We start from the raw sequence: 14,042 nt of genomic DNA on the forward strand, positions 1-14,042 counted from the left end.
CGCGAGTCGATCGGGTGGGAGCGAACGCGCGCTCACGTCATTACCGTGGGGCGATCGAACGGCAGATGGACGGCCCGTGTCGCCGAGACGGCGGCGATCGCGGCGGGCAGGATTTCCTCCTCGCCGTCGATCACTACCAGGATGCGTCCCTGCGCGATCTCGTCCTCGAACGCGCGACGCACCGGATCGGGCACGGTCGAGCCGGCGAGCGCCGACGACCAGGTCCCCAGCGACGCGCCAGCCAGGCCCAGGCCGACCACACCGGCCACGGTGATGCCGATGGGCGCGGCGACCACCGCCACCAGTCCGGCGAGCAGGCCGACCACGCCGCCACCCACGGCGCCACGCACCGCGGCGGGATAGAAGTCGCCGTCGGCCACCTTGCGGTCGTCGGGGATGCTTTCCACCTCGATGTCCGAACGGGCGATCAGCGAGATGTCGTCGTTGGCGATGCCGGACGCACGGGCGGCGTGCATCGCCTCGCGAACGACGGACATATCGGTGGCGCTGAACACGGCGCGTCTTTTCATGGCGGGCTCCCGTTGTTGTCGTTACGCCATCGGAGAACCCCCGGACGCGGATCGCCGCAGCGCGAGGCCTCGGTGGGCGCGAACAGAGGTGATGTGCGCTGTGCCAGAACTCTACGCAGCGGGAAGTGGAGCGAAGATCAACAGCGGATGAAGGTGACGCCCCATCGCGCCTTGCGATGCGCGCATCGCATGGCGATGTCCTCATCGGCTCAACCGGTGCGCCGGCGCACTCACGTTCCGGCGACTGCGGCGGATGCTACGTTGCGGCCCCTTCGCCACAATCCTCGCTTTGCATGCTCTCGATGCAGCAGATCCTTCGCCTGGTCCGGAAGGTGTTCTCCGGCTTCTGGGACGACGAACTCTTTACCCGCGCCGCCGCGCTCGCTTTCTACTCGGCGTTCTCCTTCGCGCCGGTGCTCGTGCTGTTTCTGTGGGCAGTGTCGGCGGTGCGCCCGGGGATGGAGCAGCAGCTCACCCAGACGATGGCCGCCATCGTCGGCAACGACGGCGCCGCCGCGGCGCGGCTGGTGATCCAGAGCGCACGCGAACGGCCGCAACTCGGGCATCTGCTGGGCGTGGTCGGACTGGGCATTACCCTGTTCAGTGCCTCGGCGGTGTTCGCACAGATGCAGAGCACGCTCAACCGTGTGTGGGACATCGAATCGCGCCCGGGCAAGGCGGTCACCGGCTGGCTGCTGGCACGCGCCCGCGCGATCGGCGTGCTGGTGGGCGTCGGCTTTCTGGTGATCGTCTCGTTCGCGCTTACCGCGCTGATCAGCCTGGTGGTACCCAGTGGCAGCCTCGGCTGGCTGGCACTGGAGAATGCGGCGGCCGCGCTGGTGTTGTGGATTGCGTTCGGCGCGATGTACCGCTTTTTGCCCGATGCGCAGATCGCGTGGCGCGACGCAGTGCGCGGTGGAGCACTGACCTCGCTGCTGTTCATGGCCGGCAAGTTTCTCATCGCCATGTACATCGAGCGCTCCAAGATAGGCGGCGCCTACGGACCGGCCAGCGCCATCGTGGTGCTGCTGATGTGGGTCTACTACGCCTCGCTGATCGTGTTGATGGGCGCCGAGCTCAGCCACGGCCTGGCCCAGGTGCGCGGCGAACGCGAGCGGCCGGCGGCGCATGCCAGGTCCACGCAGTGACGAGGCTCGCGCCCGCTCCTCATAGGAGAACGCGGCGATGAGCCTCACCGCATGGATCGCCGCCTTCGGCGTACTGCTGCTCGGCGCGGGGCTCACCTCAGGCTGGATCCGGCGCCTGCCGATCACCTCGTTCTGGCTGTTCCTCGGTGCCGGCATCATCGCCGGGCCCTGGTTTCTCGACGTGGTGTGGCTGGATTTTCCGGAGCACCCTGGCTGGTTGGCGATCGCAAGCGAGTTGGCGCTGGTGGTGTCGCTGTTCATCGGCGGGCTCAACCTGCGGGTGGGCTTTCGCAACATGGCGTGGCGCACCGGCTGGCGCCTCGCCTTCCCGGCCATGCTGGTGTGCATTGCCGGAGTCTGCCTCGCGATGCACTGTATCTTCGGCACCGGTTGGGCGGTGGCGCTGATCTGCGCCGCGATGATCGCCCCGACCGACCCAGTGCTGGCCGGCATGATCACCGTGGGCGACGCCAACGACCGCGACGCGATGCGCGGCGCGCTGTCGGTCGAGGCCGGCCTCAACGACGGCGCGGCGCTGCCCTTCCTCGTGCTCGCGCTGATGCTGCTGGATCACCCCGAGGGCGTTTCCATCGCTGCGATCGGACACTGGCTGTTGAGCGAGGTGGTGTGGGCGCTGCCGGTGGGGCTGGCGGTGGGTGGCAGCCTTGGGTTCGGGCTGGGCCTGCTCGGCACCCGGGCGAAGGCGATCACCAACGACACGGCACCCAGCGACTTCCTGGCCCTGGCGATCGTGATGCTTTCCTACGCAATAACCGAGTGGCTGTCGGCATCGGTATTTCTCGCCGCGTTCGCCGCTGGCGTGGGGCTGCGTCGCGCCGAGCTGCTGATCGTGGCGCGGCATCCGCGCAAGCGCGCCTCCAAGGACCAACCGGACGACGTGCATCCGCCGGCAGAGTTTCTGGTGGATCGCTCCGGCCGCAGCGACAACCCGCTGGGTCCGACCGAATCGATCGGCCTGGTGGTGTCCGATGCGCTCTCGTTCGGCGACACGCTCGAGCGCATCCTCGCTGCCAGCCTGGTGTTCGCCACCGGCGCGGCGCTGGCCAAGCACTGGAGCCTGCAGGCGATCGCGGTGGCGCTGCTGCTGTTCGCACTGATCCGGCCCGCGTCGGTCTACCTTGCCACCATCGGCGTGGGCGTACCGCGGCCACGCCGCCTGCTGATGGGCTGGCTGGGCGTGCGCGGCATCGGCACCGTCAACTACCTTGCCTACGCGCTCACCCACGGCCTGGAGGGCGACGATGCCGCCATGGTCACGGCCCTGGCCGTCACCACCGTGGTACTCAGCGTGATTCTGCACGGCGCCACGGCGCAGCCCTTGATGCGCTGGCGTGGACGGCGCATCCGCGCGCGCACCGGCTGATCCGCGCCCCTACATGGTCCCGTCCGCCTGCATCCCCTTCGCAGGCTGTTGACCGCAGTTGCGCCGCGACCAGTGCACCGTAGTCGCCCAAGGAGGTGGATGACGATCATGTGGTTGACGACAATTGCCCAGATTTCGCTCGCCCTCGCCGTGGCCTGTGCGCTGTGGATCGTGCTGGACATACTGCGCGGCCACCGCCAGCCGATGGCGATCATGCACGTGGTGTGGCCGGTCACCGCGCTGTATGCCGGACCGTTGGGGCTGTGGGCGTATTGGCGCTGGGGACGGCCACGCGCCCGCAACGCAGCCCAGCATGACGACAGCAAATCGCCCGGCGAATCGCACCAGGGAACCCAGGGCGACAACAAGGAAAAGCCCTCGCCACAGAGCGTGGCGCTGGCCGCCAGCCACTGTGGCAGCGGCTGCACCTTGGGCGACCTGCTCGTCGAATCGCTGCTGCTCGCCTTCCCCGTCGTCTGGTTCGGCAGCGAGCTGCTCACCGGCTGGTTGCTCGACTACGTCGCCGCCTTCGTCATCGGCATCGCCTTCCAGTACTTCACCATCAAGCCGATGACCGACCAGTCGCCCGGCCAGGCGTTCGTCTCGGCGCTGAAGGCCGACACCCTCTCGCTGACGGCGTGGCAGGTGGGCATGTATGGATGGATGGCGATCGCGATCTTCCTGATCTTCGGCCACCGGCTGGACAAGAGCACGCCGGTGTTCTGGTTCATGATGCAGATCGCCATGCTGTGCGGCTTCCTCGCCGCCTATCCAGTGAACGCCTGGCTGCTCCGGCGCGGCATCAAGGAAGCGATGTAGCGTCAACCTTGTCAGCGCGCCTGGCCATCGCTGCGTTTCTTGACCCAGCTCAACAGCTCTCCGCCCGCTTGCACCCAAGCTTGGATCACGTAGCAAGCGAGGCGTGAGCCATGGCACGGATCATTGTTCTGGGTGCGGGGTTGGGCGGCATCTCGGCCGCCTACGACATCAAGGCGGCGGTGGGTGCTGGCCACCAGGTGCGACTGGTCGGCGATGGCCCCTATTTCAACTTCACCCCATCCAACCCGTGGGTGGCGGTGGGCTGGCGCGAGCCGGCGAAGATCCGCGTGGAGGTGCGCGAGCCGCTGCAGAAGCAGGGCATAGAGTTCAGCGGGGTGCCGGCGAAGGCGATCCTGCCGGCCGAGAACCGCCTGCAGCTGGCCGACGGGCAGGTGCTCGAGTACGACTACCTGGTGATCACTACCGGTCCGCGCTTGGCCTTCGACGAAGTGCCCGGCTTCGGCCCCGAGGGCGGCTTCACCCAGTCGGTGTGCACCGGCCCGCATGCCGAGACCGCGTGGACCGCCTACAAGGCGTTCCTGGAGAACCCCGGCCCGCTCGTGGTGGGCGCGGTACAAGGTGCCAGCTGCTAGGGCCCGGCCTACGAATTCGCGATGATCGTGGACGCCGACCTGCGCCGTCGCAAGCTGCGCGACCGCGTGCCGATCACCTACGTCACCGCCGAGCCGTACATCGGCCACATGGGCCTGGGCGGCGTGGGCGATTCGAAGGGCCTGCTGGAATCGGCGCTGCGCCAGCGCGACATCCGCTGGGTCACCAACGCCAAGGTCAGCGCCATCGAAGCGGGCCAGATCAAGCTCGATGAGCTCGACGCCAAGGGCGGCGTGGCCCACACCCACGTGCTGCCGTTCCACTACGCGATGCTGATTCCCGCGTTCACCGGCGTCGATGCGGTGCGCAATGTGGCCGGCCTCACCAACCCGCGCGGCTTCGTGCTGATCGACCAGCACCAGCGCAATCCCACCTACCCCAACATCTTCGCCGCCGGCGTATGCGTGGCGATCCCCCCGGTGGAAACCACGCCGGTGCCCACCGGCGCGCCCAAGACCGGCTTCATGATCGAGTCGATGGTGAGCGCCATCGCCGAGAACCTGCGCGACGAGCTGGCCGGCAAGGCGCCGCACGCGCAGGCGACCTGGAACGCCGTGTGCCTGGCCGACATGGGCGAGACCGGCGCGGCCTTCGTCGCCCTGCCGCAGATTCCCCCGCGCAACGTGGCGTGGGTGAAGAAGGGCAAATGGGTGCGGCTGGCCAAGGTCGCCTTCGAAAAATACTTCCTGCAGAAGGTGCGTACCGGGCGCACCCATCCGGTGGTGGAGACCTACGTGCTCAAGGCGTTGGGCATCCATTCGCTGAAGCCGCCGCGCGCCGGCCATTGACCCTGGAGGACTGCCATGAACATCGACCGCATCGTCTTTGCGTTCGCCGGCTCCATGGTGCTGATCAGCATCGTGCTCAGCCTCGCCGTATCGCCCTGGTGGCTCGTGCTGACCGGTTTCGTGGGCGCCAACCTGCTGCAGTCGGCCTTCACCGGCTTCTGCCCGCTGGCCTGGCTGCTGGCGCGCTTCGGGTGAAGCACGGCAGCGCCTTTCCCGCCTGAGCACGGCCACACCACGCCACGGATTCCAACGATGGGACGGTACCCAAGCAAACTGGCATGGCCGCTGGCCATCGCCATGATCGTGACGGCGTGCGCCGAGAAGGCCGCGCCACCGCCGCCCCACGGCGCGCCGCCACCGGCGCTGGCCTCGCTGGTGGTCAAGGTGGAAAGCGCGCCACGGCAGCAGGTGTGGGACGGCACCGTGGAAGCGGTCAACGCCGCCGTGCTGTCGGCCCAGACCAACGCCCGCGTGGTCGAGCTGCCCTACGACGTCAACGACGTGATACCGGCCGGCGCCGTGCTGGTGCGCTTCAGCGACGTGGAGCAGAAGTCGGCCACGCGCGCGGCGCAGGCGCAGATCGCCGCGGCCCGCGCCACCTTCGCCAATGCCCGCGTCAACTACGAGCGCATCGCCGCCATCGCCGCCAAGGGGCTGATCGCCAAGGCCGAGCTGGACCAGGCGCTGGCCCAGCGCAACAGCGCGCAGGCCGCGCTGACCGCGGCCGAAGCGACCTGGCGCCAGGTCGGCATGCAGCAGAACTACACCGAAGTGCGCGCGCCGTATGCCGGCATCATCACGCGCCGCTACGTGCAGGTGGGCGAGTCGGTGCAATCCGGCCCGCCGGCGCCGCAGCCGCTGATCGCCCTCGCCTCGCTCGCGGATCTGCGGGTGACGGTGCAGGTGCCGCAGAGCGCGATCGATGCGATTCGCAAGTTTCACGCCGCCGAGATCGTGCTCGACGGCGACCCGCCGCGCCGCGTGGTCGCGAGCAAGGTCACTGTGTTTCCCTACGCCGACCCGCTCACCCACACCTTCACCGTACGCGCGCAGCTGCCGGGCGAGGACACCGGCCTGTATCCGGGCATGACGGTGAAGGTCGCCTTCCATACCGGCCAGGCGCAACGGCTGCTGGTGCCGGCCAGCGCCATCGTGCGCCGCGGCGAACTGCAGGGCGTGTACGTGATCGGCGACACCGGCGTATCGCTGCGCCAGGTGCGCACCGGCGAACGCTACGGCGAACGGATCGAGGTGCTGGCCGGGCTCGACGGCGGCGAGCGCATCGCCACTGATCCGGCAGCCGCGGCGCGCAGCCTCGTCGCTTCGCAGGGAGCGGCCCGGTGAGCGAAGCCAGGCTGGGTTTTTCCGGGCGCATCGCGCGAATCTTCCAGGGTTCGCCGCTGACGCCGATCCTGGCGCTCACGGCGCTGCTGCTCGGGCTGGCGGCGATGGCGATCACGCCGCGCGAGGAAGAGCCGCAGATCGACGTGACCATGGCCAACGTGATGGTGCCGTTCCCCGGCGCCGACGTGCGCGACGTGGAAAACCTGGTGGCCTACCCGCTGGAGCAGAAGCTCTCGGAGATCGAGGGCATCAAGCACGTCTACTCGGTGAGCCGGCCGGGCATGGCGATCATCACGGTGGAGTTCCGCGTGGGCGTGCCGCGGCAGACCGCGATCGTGCGGCTGTACAACCAGGTGTTCCAGAACCAGGGGTTCGTGCCGCCGAACCTGGGCGTGGGGCCGCCGCTGATTCGCCCCATGGGCATCGACGACGTGCCGGTGATGACCCTCACCCTGTGGAGCGACCGCGCCGACCAGGGCCCCACCCGCCTCGCCGAGGTGGCCCACACGCTGGAGACCGAGCTCAAGCGCATTCCGGGCACCCGCGACGTGTACACGGTGGGCGCTCCCGATCGCGCGGTGGTGGTGCAGCTCGATGCGGCCAAGCTCGCTTCGCACGGGCTGGCGGTGGGCGACCTCTCCGGCGCGCTGAGAGCCGCCAACTTGGTGACGCAGGCGGGCGAGCGCATCGCCGGCGACCGCGACACACCGGTGACCGCCGGCACCTTCCTGGCCGATGCGGCGGATGTCGCGCATCTGGTGATCGGCCTGAAGGATGGCCAGCCGGTGTTTCTCGCCGATGTAGCCAGCATCCATGCCGGCGCCGACGTGCCGGCCCACTACACCTGGTTCGGCGCCCCGCCCGGCCAGGGCGGGCCGGCCAGCGGCATGGCGCCGGCGGTCACCCTGGCGATTGCCAAGAAACCCGGCGCCAACGCAGCGGACATCACTACCGCCATCGCCGCCCGTGTGCAGGCGCTGCACAACGTGCTCATCCCCGACGGCGTGCACGTAACGGTGACGCGCGACTACGGCCAGACCGCCACCGACAAGGCGGACAAGCTGATCCACAAGCTGATCTTCGCCACCGCCTCGGTGGTGGTGCTGGTGCTGTTCGCGCTGGGCTGGCGTGAGGCCATCGTGGTGGGCAGCGCGGTGATCATCACGCTGATGCTCACCCTGTTCGCCTCGTGGGCGATGGGCTTCACCATCAACCGCGTCTCGCTGTTCGCGCTGATCTTCTCCATCGGCATCCTGGTGGACGACGCCATCGTGGTGGTGGAGAACATCCACCGGCACATGGCCCTGGGCGGGCGCACGCTGCGCGAGGCGATTCCCGAAGCGGTGAGCGAAGTCGGCGGGCCGACCATTCTGGCCACCTTCACCGTGATCGCCGCACTGCTGCCGATGGCGTTCGTGTCCGGACTGATGGGCCCGTACATGCGGCCGATCCCGATCAACGCCTCGGCCGGCATGCTGCTGTCGCTCGCCGTGGCGCTGGTGCTGACGCCGTGGCTGTCGCTGCGACTGTTGCGCCACAGCGGTCATGGCGAGGGCAACGAGGCGACTCCCGCCGCGACGCAGGGGCGGCTGCATCGTTGGTTCGGTCGGCTGATGGCGCTGTTCATCGACGGCCCCAAGGCGCCGCGCCGACGGCGCGTGCTGTTCGCTGCGATGGGCCTGCTGGTGCTGATCGCGGTGGGGCTGGTGGCCACGCGCTCGGTGATCCTCAAGATGCTTCCGTTCGACAACAAGTCCGAATTCCAGGTGGTGGTGGACATGCCCGAAGGCAGCACCGTGGAGCGCACCAACCGCCTGCTCGGCGAGCTGGCGCAGGCGGTTTCGCGGCTGCCGTCGGTGAACGACTGGCAGGGCTATGCCGGCGTGGCCGCGCCAATCACCTTCAATGGCCTGGTGCGCCAGTACTACCTGCGCAGCGGCCCGCTGGTGGGCGATCTGCAGGTGAACCTGGTGGACAAGCAGCATCGCGACCAGCAGAGCCATGCGATCGCCATCGGCATCCGTCCGGCGCTGGTGAAAATCGGCGCGCGCTACGGCGCCTCGGTGAAAGTGGTCGAGGTGCCGCCCGGCCCGCCCGTGCTCGCCCCCATCGTGGCCGAGGTGTACGGGCCGGATGACGCCACGGTGCGGGCGGTCGCCCGCGGGCTGGAGCAGGTGTTCCATGCCCACCCGGATCTGGTCGACATTGACACCAGCGTGGAGGCCGAGGCGCCGCGCGAGGTGATGGTGGTGGACCGCGAACGCGCGGCGAAACTCGGCCTGACCCAGGCCGGCATCGCGCAGGCCCTGCGCACGGCGCTGTCGGGCGATGACGCCACCTACCTGATGGACGGCCACAGCAAATACGCCGTGCCGGTGCGGCTGCGCCTGTCGCCGGGTGACCAGGCGTCGCTGCCGCAACTGCTGGCCCTGCGGGTACGCGCACAGGGCGGTGCGCTGGTGCCGCTGTCGGAAGTGGTGAGCGTGCGTGCCGCGGCCTGGGAAAACGCGGCCTACCACAAGGATCTGCTGCCCTACGCCTACGTCACCGGCGATGACGCCGGCGCCACCGACAGCCCGCTGTACGGGATGTTTTCGCTGGTCAGCGAGCTGCGCCACAAGGCCATCGCCGGCCAGCTGCTGGCCCAGCACTTCATCGCGCAGCCGCAGGACACCGCGGGCGCCTCGGTGAAGTGGGACGGCGAGTGGCAGATCACCTACGAGACGTTCCGCGACATGGGCCTGGCCTACTCGGTCGGCCTGGCGCTGATCTACCTGCTGGTGGTGGGCCAGTTCAGGAGCTACGTAGTGCCGCTGATCATCATGGCGCCGATCCCGCTGACGGTGATCGGGGTGATGCCGGGCCACGCTCTGATCGGCGCGCAGTACACCGCCACCTCGATGATCGGCATGATCGCGCTGGCCGGCATCATCGTGCGCAACTCGATCCTGCTGATCGATTTCATCAACCACGCTACGGCGGCCGGTCGTCCGCTGGCCGAGGCGGTGGTGGAAGCGGCCGCGGTACGCGCCAAGCCGATCGCCCTGACCGGACTGGCCGCGATGATCGGCGGCTTCTTCATCATCGACGATCCGATCTTCCAGGGCCTGGCGGTGTCGCTGATCTTCGGCATCCTGGTGTCCACCGCGCTGACCCTGGTGGTGATCCCCCTGCTCTACTTCGGCTGGCTCTCGCGCGGATCGGCGCGGTCGGCGCCCTGATCCGATCCGCCCCCGCGGACAATCAGCGGCAGACCAGCACCGGCAGATCGCCATAAAGAATGGTGCGATGGGTCTCGCTGCCCAGCAGCGCGCTCTCCACCCCGTGCCGACCGTGGCTGGCCATCACGATCAGGTCGCAGTGGTGCTCCCTGGCCGAGGCGATGATCGCCTCGTGCGGATGCGCATTGACGGCGAAGCTTGCCTCGCAAGCGACGCCGGCGGCCTTCGCCCGCTGGCGCACGTCGTCGAGATACTGGTGTGCCCGCGCCAGGGCGGCCTCGGTGTACTGGGCCTGGCTGGCCAGCAGCATTTCCGCGAAATAGGCCACCGCCGGAAACGGCATCACCGCGTGGAAGGCGTGCACCTTCGCGCCCAGGCTGTGCGCCAGGGCGATGCCGGTGTCCGCGGCACGCTGCGACAGCGGCGAGCCGTCGGTGGCGATGAGGATGTGCTGGAACATGCGCGGGCTCCGATGCGCCGCGGCGGCGCTGGCGTGGCTGCAAGACGCGTCGCGTCAACGCGCGACGATCAGGTTGTCGACCACCTTCTGCACGCCCGGCGCGTTCCACACGGCGTTCTCCACCGTGACGCGCTCGGCCAGCGAATCGACCGTGCCGGCCAGGGTGACCGTGCCCTTGTCCACTTCCACACTGATCGCGCGGGCATCCAGGTGCGCGCGACGCTGCAGCGCTGCCTCGATCTTTACCTTCACGTCGCCGGGTTTGATCTGCGGGCGGATGCGGATCAGGTTGCTCACACCCTTCACCCCCAGCAGGCCGCGCACGCTGGATTCGGCCGCGGTGCGCACGTAAGCCCACTCCACATCGCCGGAAAGGGTGATGTGGCCGTCCTCCACCATGACGGCGATGGCGTCGCGCGGCACCAACACGTTCCACTCCAGCGCATGGCGCGCCGCGCTGGCGATGTCCGCATCGGTGCGCTGGCTGCTGCCGGGCAGCACCACGTCGATTTCCACGGCAACGCCCTTGACCCCGCCTACGCGCTGCGCGGCGCGTTCGGCCGACCATTTCTGGGCGTAGCTCTCCACGTGGCCGGACAGGGTGACGATGCCGTCCTTCGCCTCCACGCCGATCCGGCTGGCGTCGATGGCGGCGTCCCAGCCCAGCTCCGCGATCACGTCCTGCTGCAATTGGCGGTCGGTCCTCATGTGCGTTCTCCGCGACCAGATTAGGAGGCCAAGCCTGCCCGCTCCGCCCGGCACGGTATTGACCCTGGTCAAGCCCGCGGCAGGTTGTCCGGGCGCTGTCGCGCGATACCCCGCCGGGTGTATTGTGACAAGCGGTGCGGTCGGCCCAGGTGTCCGTGCCCTTCGATGTCCCGTGAGACGCGTCCGGAGGGATCTTCGTGTCGAACCCGCAATCGCCCGAGCCCCCGGGTCAGCCCGCCTCCCACCTGCTGGTGGTCGATGACGACGCCGAGATCGGCTCACTCCTGCAGCGCTATTTCACCGGTCAGGGTTTTCGCGTCACCGTGGTGGGCGACGGCCGGGCCATGCGCACCTGCCTGGGCCAGCAAAGCGTGCAGCTGGTACTGCTCGATCTGGGTCTGCCCGGCGAGGACGGTTTCGAGCTCACCCGCGAACTGCACCAGCACTGGCGCGGACCGGTGATCATCGTCACCGGGCGCGGCGAATCGGTGGACCGCGTGGTGGGCCTGGAGCTGGGCGCGGACGACTACGTGACCAAGCCGTTCGAGCTGCGCGAGTTGCTGGCGCGCGTGCGCAGCGTGCTGCGCCGCGCTTCCGAAGCCGGCCGCGGCAACCATGCCGCCGCACCGGCGCCACGCTACGGCTTCGCCGGCTACCGGCTCGATCCCAAGGCGCGTCAGCTGATCGATCCGCAGGGAGCCACCGTGCCGCTCACCCACGGCGAGTACGAGCTGCTGAGCCTGTTCGTGGAACACCCGAATCAGGTGCTGTCGCGCGATGAGCTGATGACGCGCATCCACGGCCGCGATGCCGGCCCCTACGACCGCGCCATCGATGTGCAGATCGGACGCCTGCGCCGCAAGATCGAAACCGACCCGGCGCGCCCCACCCTGATCAAGGCCATCCGTGGCAGCGGCTACCTGTTTACCGAATCGGTGCAGCGCGAATGAGTTCGCCGGAGCGCGCGGTCGCCGAATCCGAGCTGTTCCAGGCGCTGTTCGACGCCGCGCCCGACGCGATGATCGTCGCCGGCCACAACGGCCGCCTCCTGCTGGCCAATCCGCACGCCGAATCCCTGTTCGGCTATGCGCCCGGCGAGCTGATCGGCAAACAGGTGGAGGTGCTGCTGCCCGCCACCCTGCGCACGGTGCACGAGGCCCATCGAGCCGGCTACATGGCCAGTCCGCGCGTGCGCAACATGGGCGAGGGCTACGAGTTGACCGGCGTGCGGCGCGACGGCACGCCGTTCCCGGTGGAGATCGCGCTCAGTCCGATCGTGACGATGGAAGGCACGCTGTTCGCCGCCTCGATCCGCGATATCTCGGCCACCCAGCGCGCCCGCGAGGTGATGCGCCGGGCGCGCTACGACGTGTTCGTGGCGCAGGCCGGTCGCCTGGTGCTGGAGTCGCCGCACTACGACGTCGCCATCGACGGCATGCCGGCGCTGCTGTCCGCGGCGCTGGAAACCGAGGCGGTGGCGATCGTGTTCATCCAGCCGCTGAGCGGCGAGCTCAGCCTGCGCGCCTCCACCGGCCTGTCCGAATCGCTGCGGCAGCGCCTGCTGGACGCTTTTTCCGACACCGAGCTCAAGGGTCTGCTGGCGCGGCGCACGCCCAGCGTGCTCACCCTGGAAGCGGCGCCGGGCGAGGACGAAGTGGCCATCGCCGCCACCCGCCGTGCGCTCGAGGGGCTGGGTTTTCGGGATGTGGCGCTGGCGCCGCTGTTCGATCGCGTCGAACCGATGGGCATGCTGGTAGCGCTTGCCGAGATGCCCGATGCGTTCGGCCACGACAAGCTTTATTTCCTGCAGTCGGTGGCCAACATGCTGGCCGCGACGATCCAGCGCAGCCGCAGCGAAGAGCAACTCGCCCACGCCCAGCGGCTGGAAGCGCTGGGCCAGCTCACCGGCGGCATCGCGCACGATTTCAACAACCTGATGACGGTGATCTCCGGCAACCTGCAGTTGCTCGAGGCCGGCATCGGCGACGCCGATCAGATGCGCGACACCATGGCCAGCGCCCGGCGTGCGGTGGAACGCTGCACTGGCCTGACCCGCAAGCTGCTCGGCTTCGCCCGGCGTCGCCGGCTGGTGCCCACCGCCGTGCAGCCCGACGTCGCCCTGGGTGGGCTGGCCGAGATGGTTGGCCGCACGCTGGGTTCGGGCATCAAGCTGACGGTGGATTGCCCCACCGGCATGCCGGCGGTGTATGCCGACCCGGGCGAGCTCGACACGGCGCTGCTCAACCTCGCCATCAATGCGCGCGACGCCATGCCCGCCGGCGGCGAGCTGTCGGTGAGCGTGCACGAGCGCCACGTGCCCGCTCCCATCAACGAGCTGGGCCTGGCCGCCGGGCGCTATGTAGTGATCGAGGTTGCCGACAGCGGTACCGGCATGAGCCGCGAGGTGATGAAGCACGCGCTGGAGCCGTTCTTCACCACCAAGCAGGTCGGCAAGGGCAGCGGGCTCGGGCTGAGCATGGTCTACGGCTTCGTGCGGCAGTCCGGCGGACAGCTGAACATCGACAGCGAACTGGGACGCGGCACCCGGGTGGAGCTGATGCTGCCGGTGGCGGCGACCACGGCTGTTGAGGCGTTGCCGTCGGCGCCGACCCAGCGCGGCGAGGAGCGCGTGCTGGTGGTGGAGGACGAGCCCGACGTGCGCCATCTCGCCGTCGCCTTCCTCAAGGCCCTGGGTTACGAGGTGGTCGAGGCTGCCGACGCGGCCAGCGCGCTGCAGTTGCTGGAGAGCCAGCCGTCGATCGCGCTGCTGTTCTCCGACGTGATGCTCGGCGCCGGCATGAACGGCGTGGAGCTGGCGCACGAGGCGCAGCGCCGCTACCCATCCCTGGCCGTGCTGCTCACCTCGGGTCTGGAGCCGGATCTACGCGAGGCCTCCCGCGCGGCCACCGAGCTGCAACTGCTGCCCAAGCCGTACCGTTACGACGAATTGGGCACCGCAGTGCGCGAGGCGCTGGAACGCACCCGCCAGACGCGGCGCAACTGACGCAGGCGGCAGCCGCGCGCGGGG

General features: G+C 69.1%; 13 protein-coding genes. 10 read left to right on the forward strand and 3 right to left on the reverse strand.

Translation table 11 applies throughout. The annotated features are described in order from the left end of the window. Nucleotides 1–32: 32 nt before the first annotated feature. Nucleotides 33–530 carry a hypothetical protein gene (locus ACQVBX_RS05875; protein WP_431637087.1) on the reverse strand — a complete coding sequence of 166 codons (498 nt, stop codon included), beginning with the start codon at nucleotides 528–530 and terminating at the stop codon, nucleotides 33–35. Between the two features lie 302 nt (nucleotides 531–832). Here ACQVBX_RS05875 and ACQVBX_RS05880 point away from each other — a divergent pair, with 302 nt between their 5' ends. The 8 genes from ACQVBX_RS05880 (at nucleotide 833) to ACQVBX_RS05915 (ending at nucleotide 9,846) form a co-directional block, all read left to right on the forward strand. After that, nucleotides 833–1,678 carry a YihY/virulence factor BrkB family protein gene (locus ACQVBX_RS05880; RefSeq protein WP_431637088.1) on the forward strand — a complete coding sequence of 282 codons (846 nt, stop codon included), beginning with the start codon at nucleotides 833–835 and terminating at the stop codon, nucleotides 1,676–1,678. 37 nt (nucleotides 1,679–1,715) lie between these two features. Then, on the forward strand, nucleotides 1,716–3,062 hold the full coding sequence (locus ACQVBX_RS05885; RefSeq protein ID WP_431637090.1) for a cation:proton antiporter: 1,347 nt from the start codon (nucleotides 1,716–1,718) through the stop codon (nucleotides 3,060–3,062). A gap of 99 nt (nucleotides 3,063–3,161) precedes the next feature. Beyond that, complete coding sequence (locus ACQVBX_RS05890; protein ID WP_431637091.1) at nucleotides 3,162–3,881, forward strand: DUF4396 domain-containing protein; 720 nt, start codon at nucleotides 3,162–3,164, stop codon at nucleotides 3,879–3,881. A 110-nt stretch (nucleotides 3,882–3,991) separates the two neighbouring features. Then, on the forward strand, nucleotides 3,992–4,474 hold the full coding sequence (locus ACQVBX_RS05895) for an NAD(P)/FAD-dependent oxidoreductase (RefSeq protein WP_431637093.1): 483 nt from the start codon (nucleotides 3,992–3,994) through the stop codon (nucleotides 4,472–4,474). A gap of 21 nt (nucleotides 4,475–4,495) precedes the next feature. Next, a complete protein-coding gene (locus tag ACQVBX_RS05900; RefSeq protein WP_431637095.1) occupies nucleotides 4,496–5,281 on the forward strand; it encodes an NAD(P)/FAD-dependent oxidoreductase in 786 nt (261 codons plus the stop codon). Between the two features lie 15 nt (nucleotides 5,282–5,296). Beyond that, entirely contained in the window at nucleotides 5,297–5,476 is a 180-nt protein-coding gene (locus tag ACQVBX_RS05905) for a YgaP family membrane protein (RefSeq protein ID WP_431637096.1), read from the forward strand. Between the two features lie 57 nt (nucleotides 5,477–5,533). Continuing rightward, complete coding sequence (locus tag ACQVBX_RS05910) at nucleotides 5,534–6,625, forward strand: efflux RND transporter periplasmic adaptor subunit (RefSeq protein ID WP_431637098.1); 1,092 nt, start codon at nucleotides 5,534–5,536, stop codon at nucleotides 6,623–6,625. Next, nucleotides 6,622–9,846, forward strand: coding sequence for an efflux RND transporter permease subunit (locus tag ACQVBX_RS05915; RefSeq protein ID WP_431637100.1), 3,225 nt, complete (start codon nucleotides 6,622–6,624; stop codon nucleotides 9,844–9,846). The genes ACQVBX_RS05910 and ACQVBX_RS05915 overlap by 4 nt, the downstream gene beginning before the upstream one ends. A 22-nt stretch (nucleotides 9,847–9,868) precedes the next feature. Here the strand turns inward: ACQVBX_RS05915 and ACQVBX_RS05920 are convergent, their stop codons facing one another. Both ACQVBX_RS05920 and ACQVBX_RS05925 read right to left on the reverse strand, forming a co-directional pair. Then, nucleotides 9,869–10,306 (reverse strand): universal stress protein, encoded by a 438-nt coding sequence (locus tag ACQVBX_RS05920; RefSeq protein WP_431637102.1) that lies wholly within the window; start codon nucleotides 10,304–10,306, stop codon nucleotides 9,869–9,871. Nucleotides 10,307–10,360: 54 nt separating this feature from the next. Continuing rightward, entirely contained in the window at nucleotides 10,361–11,014 is a 654-nt protein-coding gene (locus ACQVBX_RS05925) for a BON domain-containing protein (RefSeq protein WP_431637103.1), read from the reverse strand. A 197-nt stretch (nucleotides 11,015–11,211) separates the two neighbouring features. Here ACQVBX_RS05925 and ACQVBX_RS05930 point away from each other — a divergent pair, with 197 nt between their 5' ends. Next, nucleotides 11,212–11,964, forward strand: a complete 753-nt coding sequence (locus tag ACQVBX_RS05930) for a response regulator (protein ID WP_431637105.1) — start codon at nucleotides 11,212–11,214, stop codon at nucleotides 11,962–11,964. Beyond that, the gene (locus ACQVBX_RS05935) at nucleotides 11,961–14,018 is read left to right on the forward strand and encodes a PAS domain S-box protein (RefSeq protein ID WP_431637106.1); all 2,058 of its coding nucleotides are present in this window, start codon (nucleotides 11,961–11,963) and stop codon (nucleotides 14,016–14,018) included. Before ACQVBX_RS05930 ends, ACQVBX_RS05935 begins: the two co-directional genes overlap by 4 nt. Nucleotides 14,019–14,042: the final 24 nt, after the last annotated feature.

Source organism: Dyella thailandensis (assembly GCF_050749815.1).
Taxonomy (GTDB): domain Bacteria; phylum Pseudomonadota; class Gammaproteobacteria; order Xanthomonadales; family Rhodanobacteraceae; genus Dyella_A.

Bases quoted from the DNA above. Each gene is read 5' to 3' on its own strand.
- ACQVBX_RS05875 (WP_431637087.1), bottom strand. From the start codon at position 530: ATGAAAAGACGCGCCGTGTTCAGCGCCACCGATATGTCCGTCGTTCGC.
- ACQVBX_RS05880 (WP_431637088.1), top strand. From the start codon at position 833: ATGCAGCAGATCCTTCGCCTGGTCCGGAAGGTGTTCTCCGGCTTCTGG.
- ACQVBX_RS05885 (WP_431637090.1), top strand. From the start codon at position 1,716: ATGAGCCTCACCGCATGGATCGCCGCCTTCGGCGTACTGCTGCTCGGC.
- ACQVBX_RS05890 (WP_431637091.1), top strand. From the start codon at position 3,162: ATGACGATCATGTGGTTGACGACAATTGCCCAGATTTCGCTCGCCCTC.
- ACQVBX_RS05895 (WP_431637093.1), top strand. From the start codon at position 3,992: ATGGCACGGATCATTGTTCTGGGTGCGGGGTTGGGCGGCATCTCGGCC.
- ACQVBX_RS05900 (WP_431637095.1), top strand. From the start codon at position 4,496: ATGATCGTGGACGCCGACCTGCGCCGTCGCAAGCTGCGCGACCGCGTG.
- ACQVBX_RS05905 (WP_431637096.1), top strand. From the start codon at position 5,297: ATGAACATCGACCGCATCGTCTTTGCGTTCGCCGGCTCCATGGTGCTG.
- ACQVBX_RS05910 (WP_431637098.1), top strand. From the start codon at position 5,534: ATGGGACGGTACCCAAGCAAACTGGCATGGCCGCTGGCCATCGCCATG.
- ACQVBX_RS05920 (WP_431637102.1), bottom strand. From the start codon at position 10,306: ATGTTCCAGCACATCCTCATCGCCACCGACGGCTCGCCGCTGTCGCAG.
- ACQVBX_RS05925 (WP_431637103.1), bottom strand. From the start codon at position 11,014: ATGAGGACCGACCGCCAATTGCAGCAGGACGTGATCGCGGAGCTGGGC.
- ACQVBX_RS05935 (WP_431637106.1), top strand. From the start codon at position 11,961: ATGAGTTCGCCGGAGCGCGCGGTCGCCGAATCCGAGCTGTTCCAGGCG.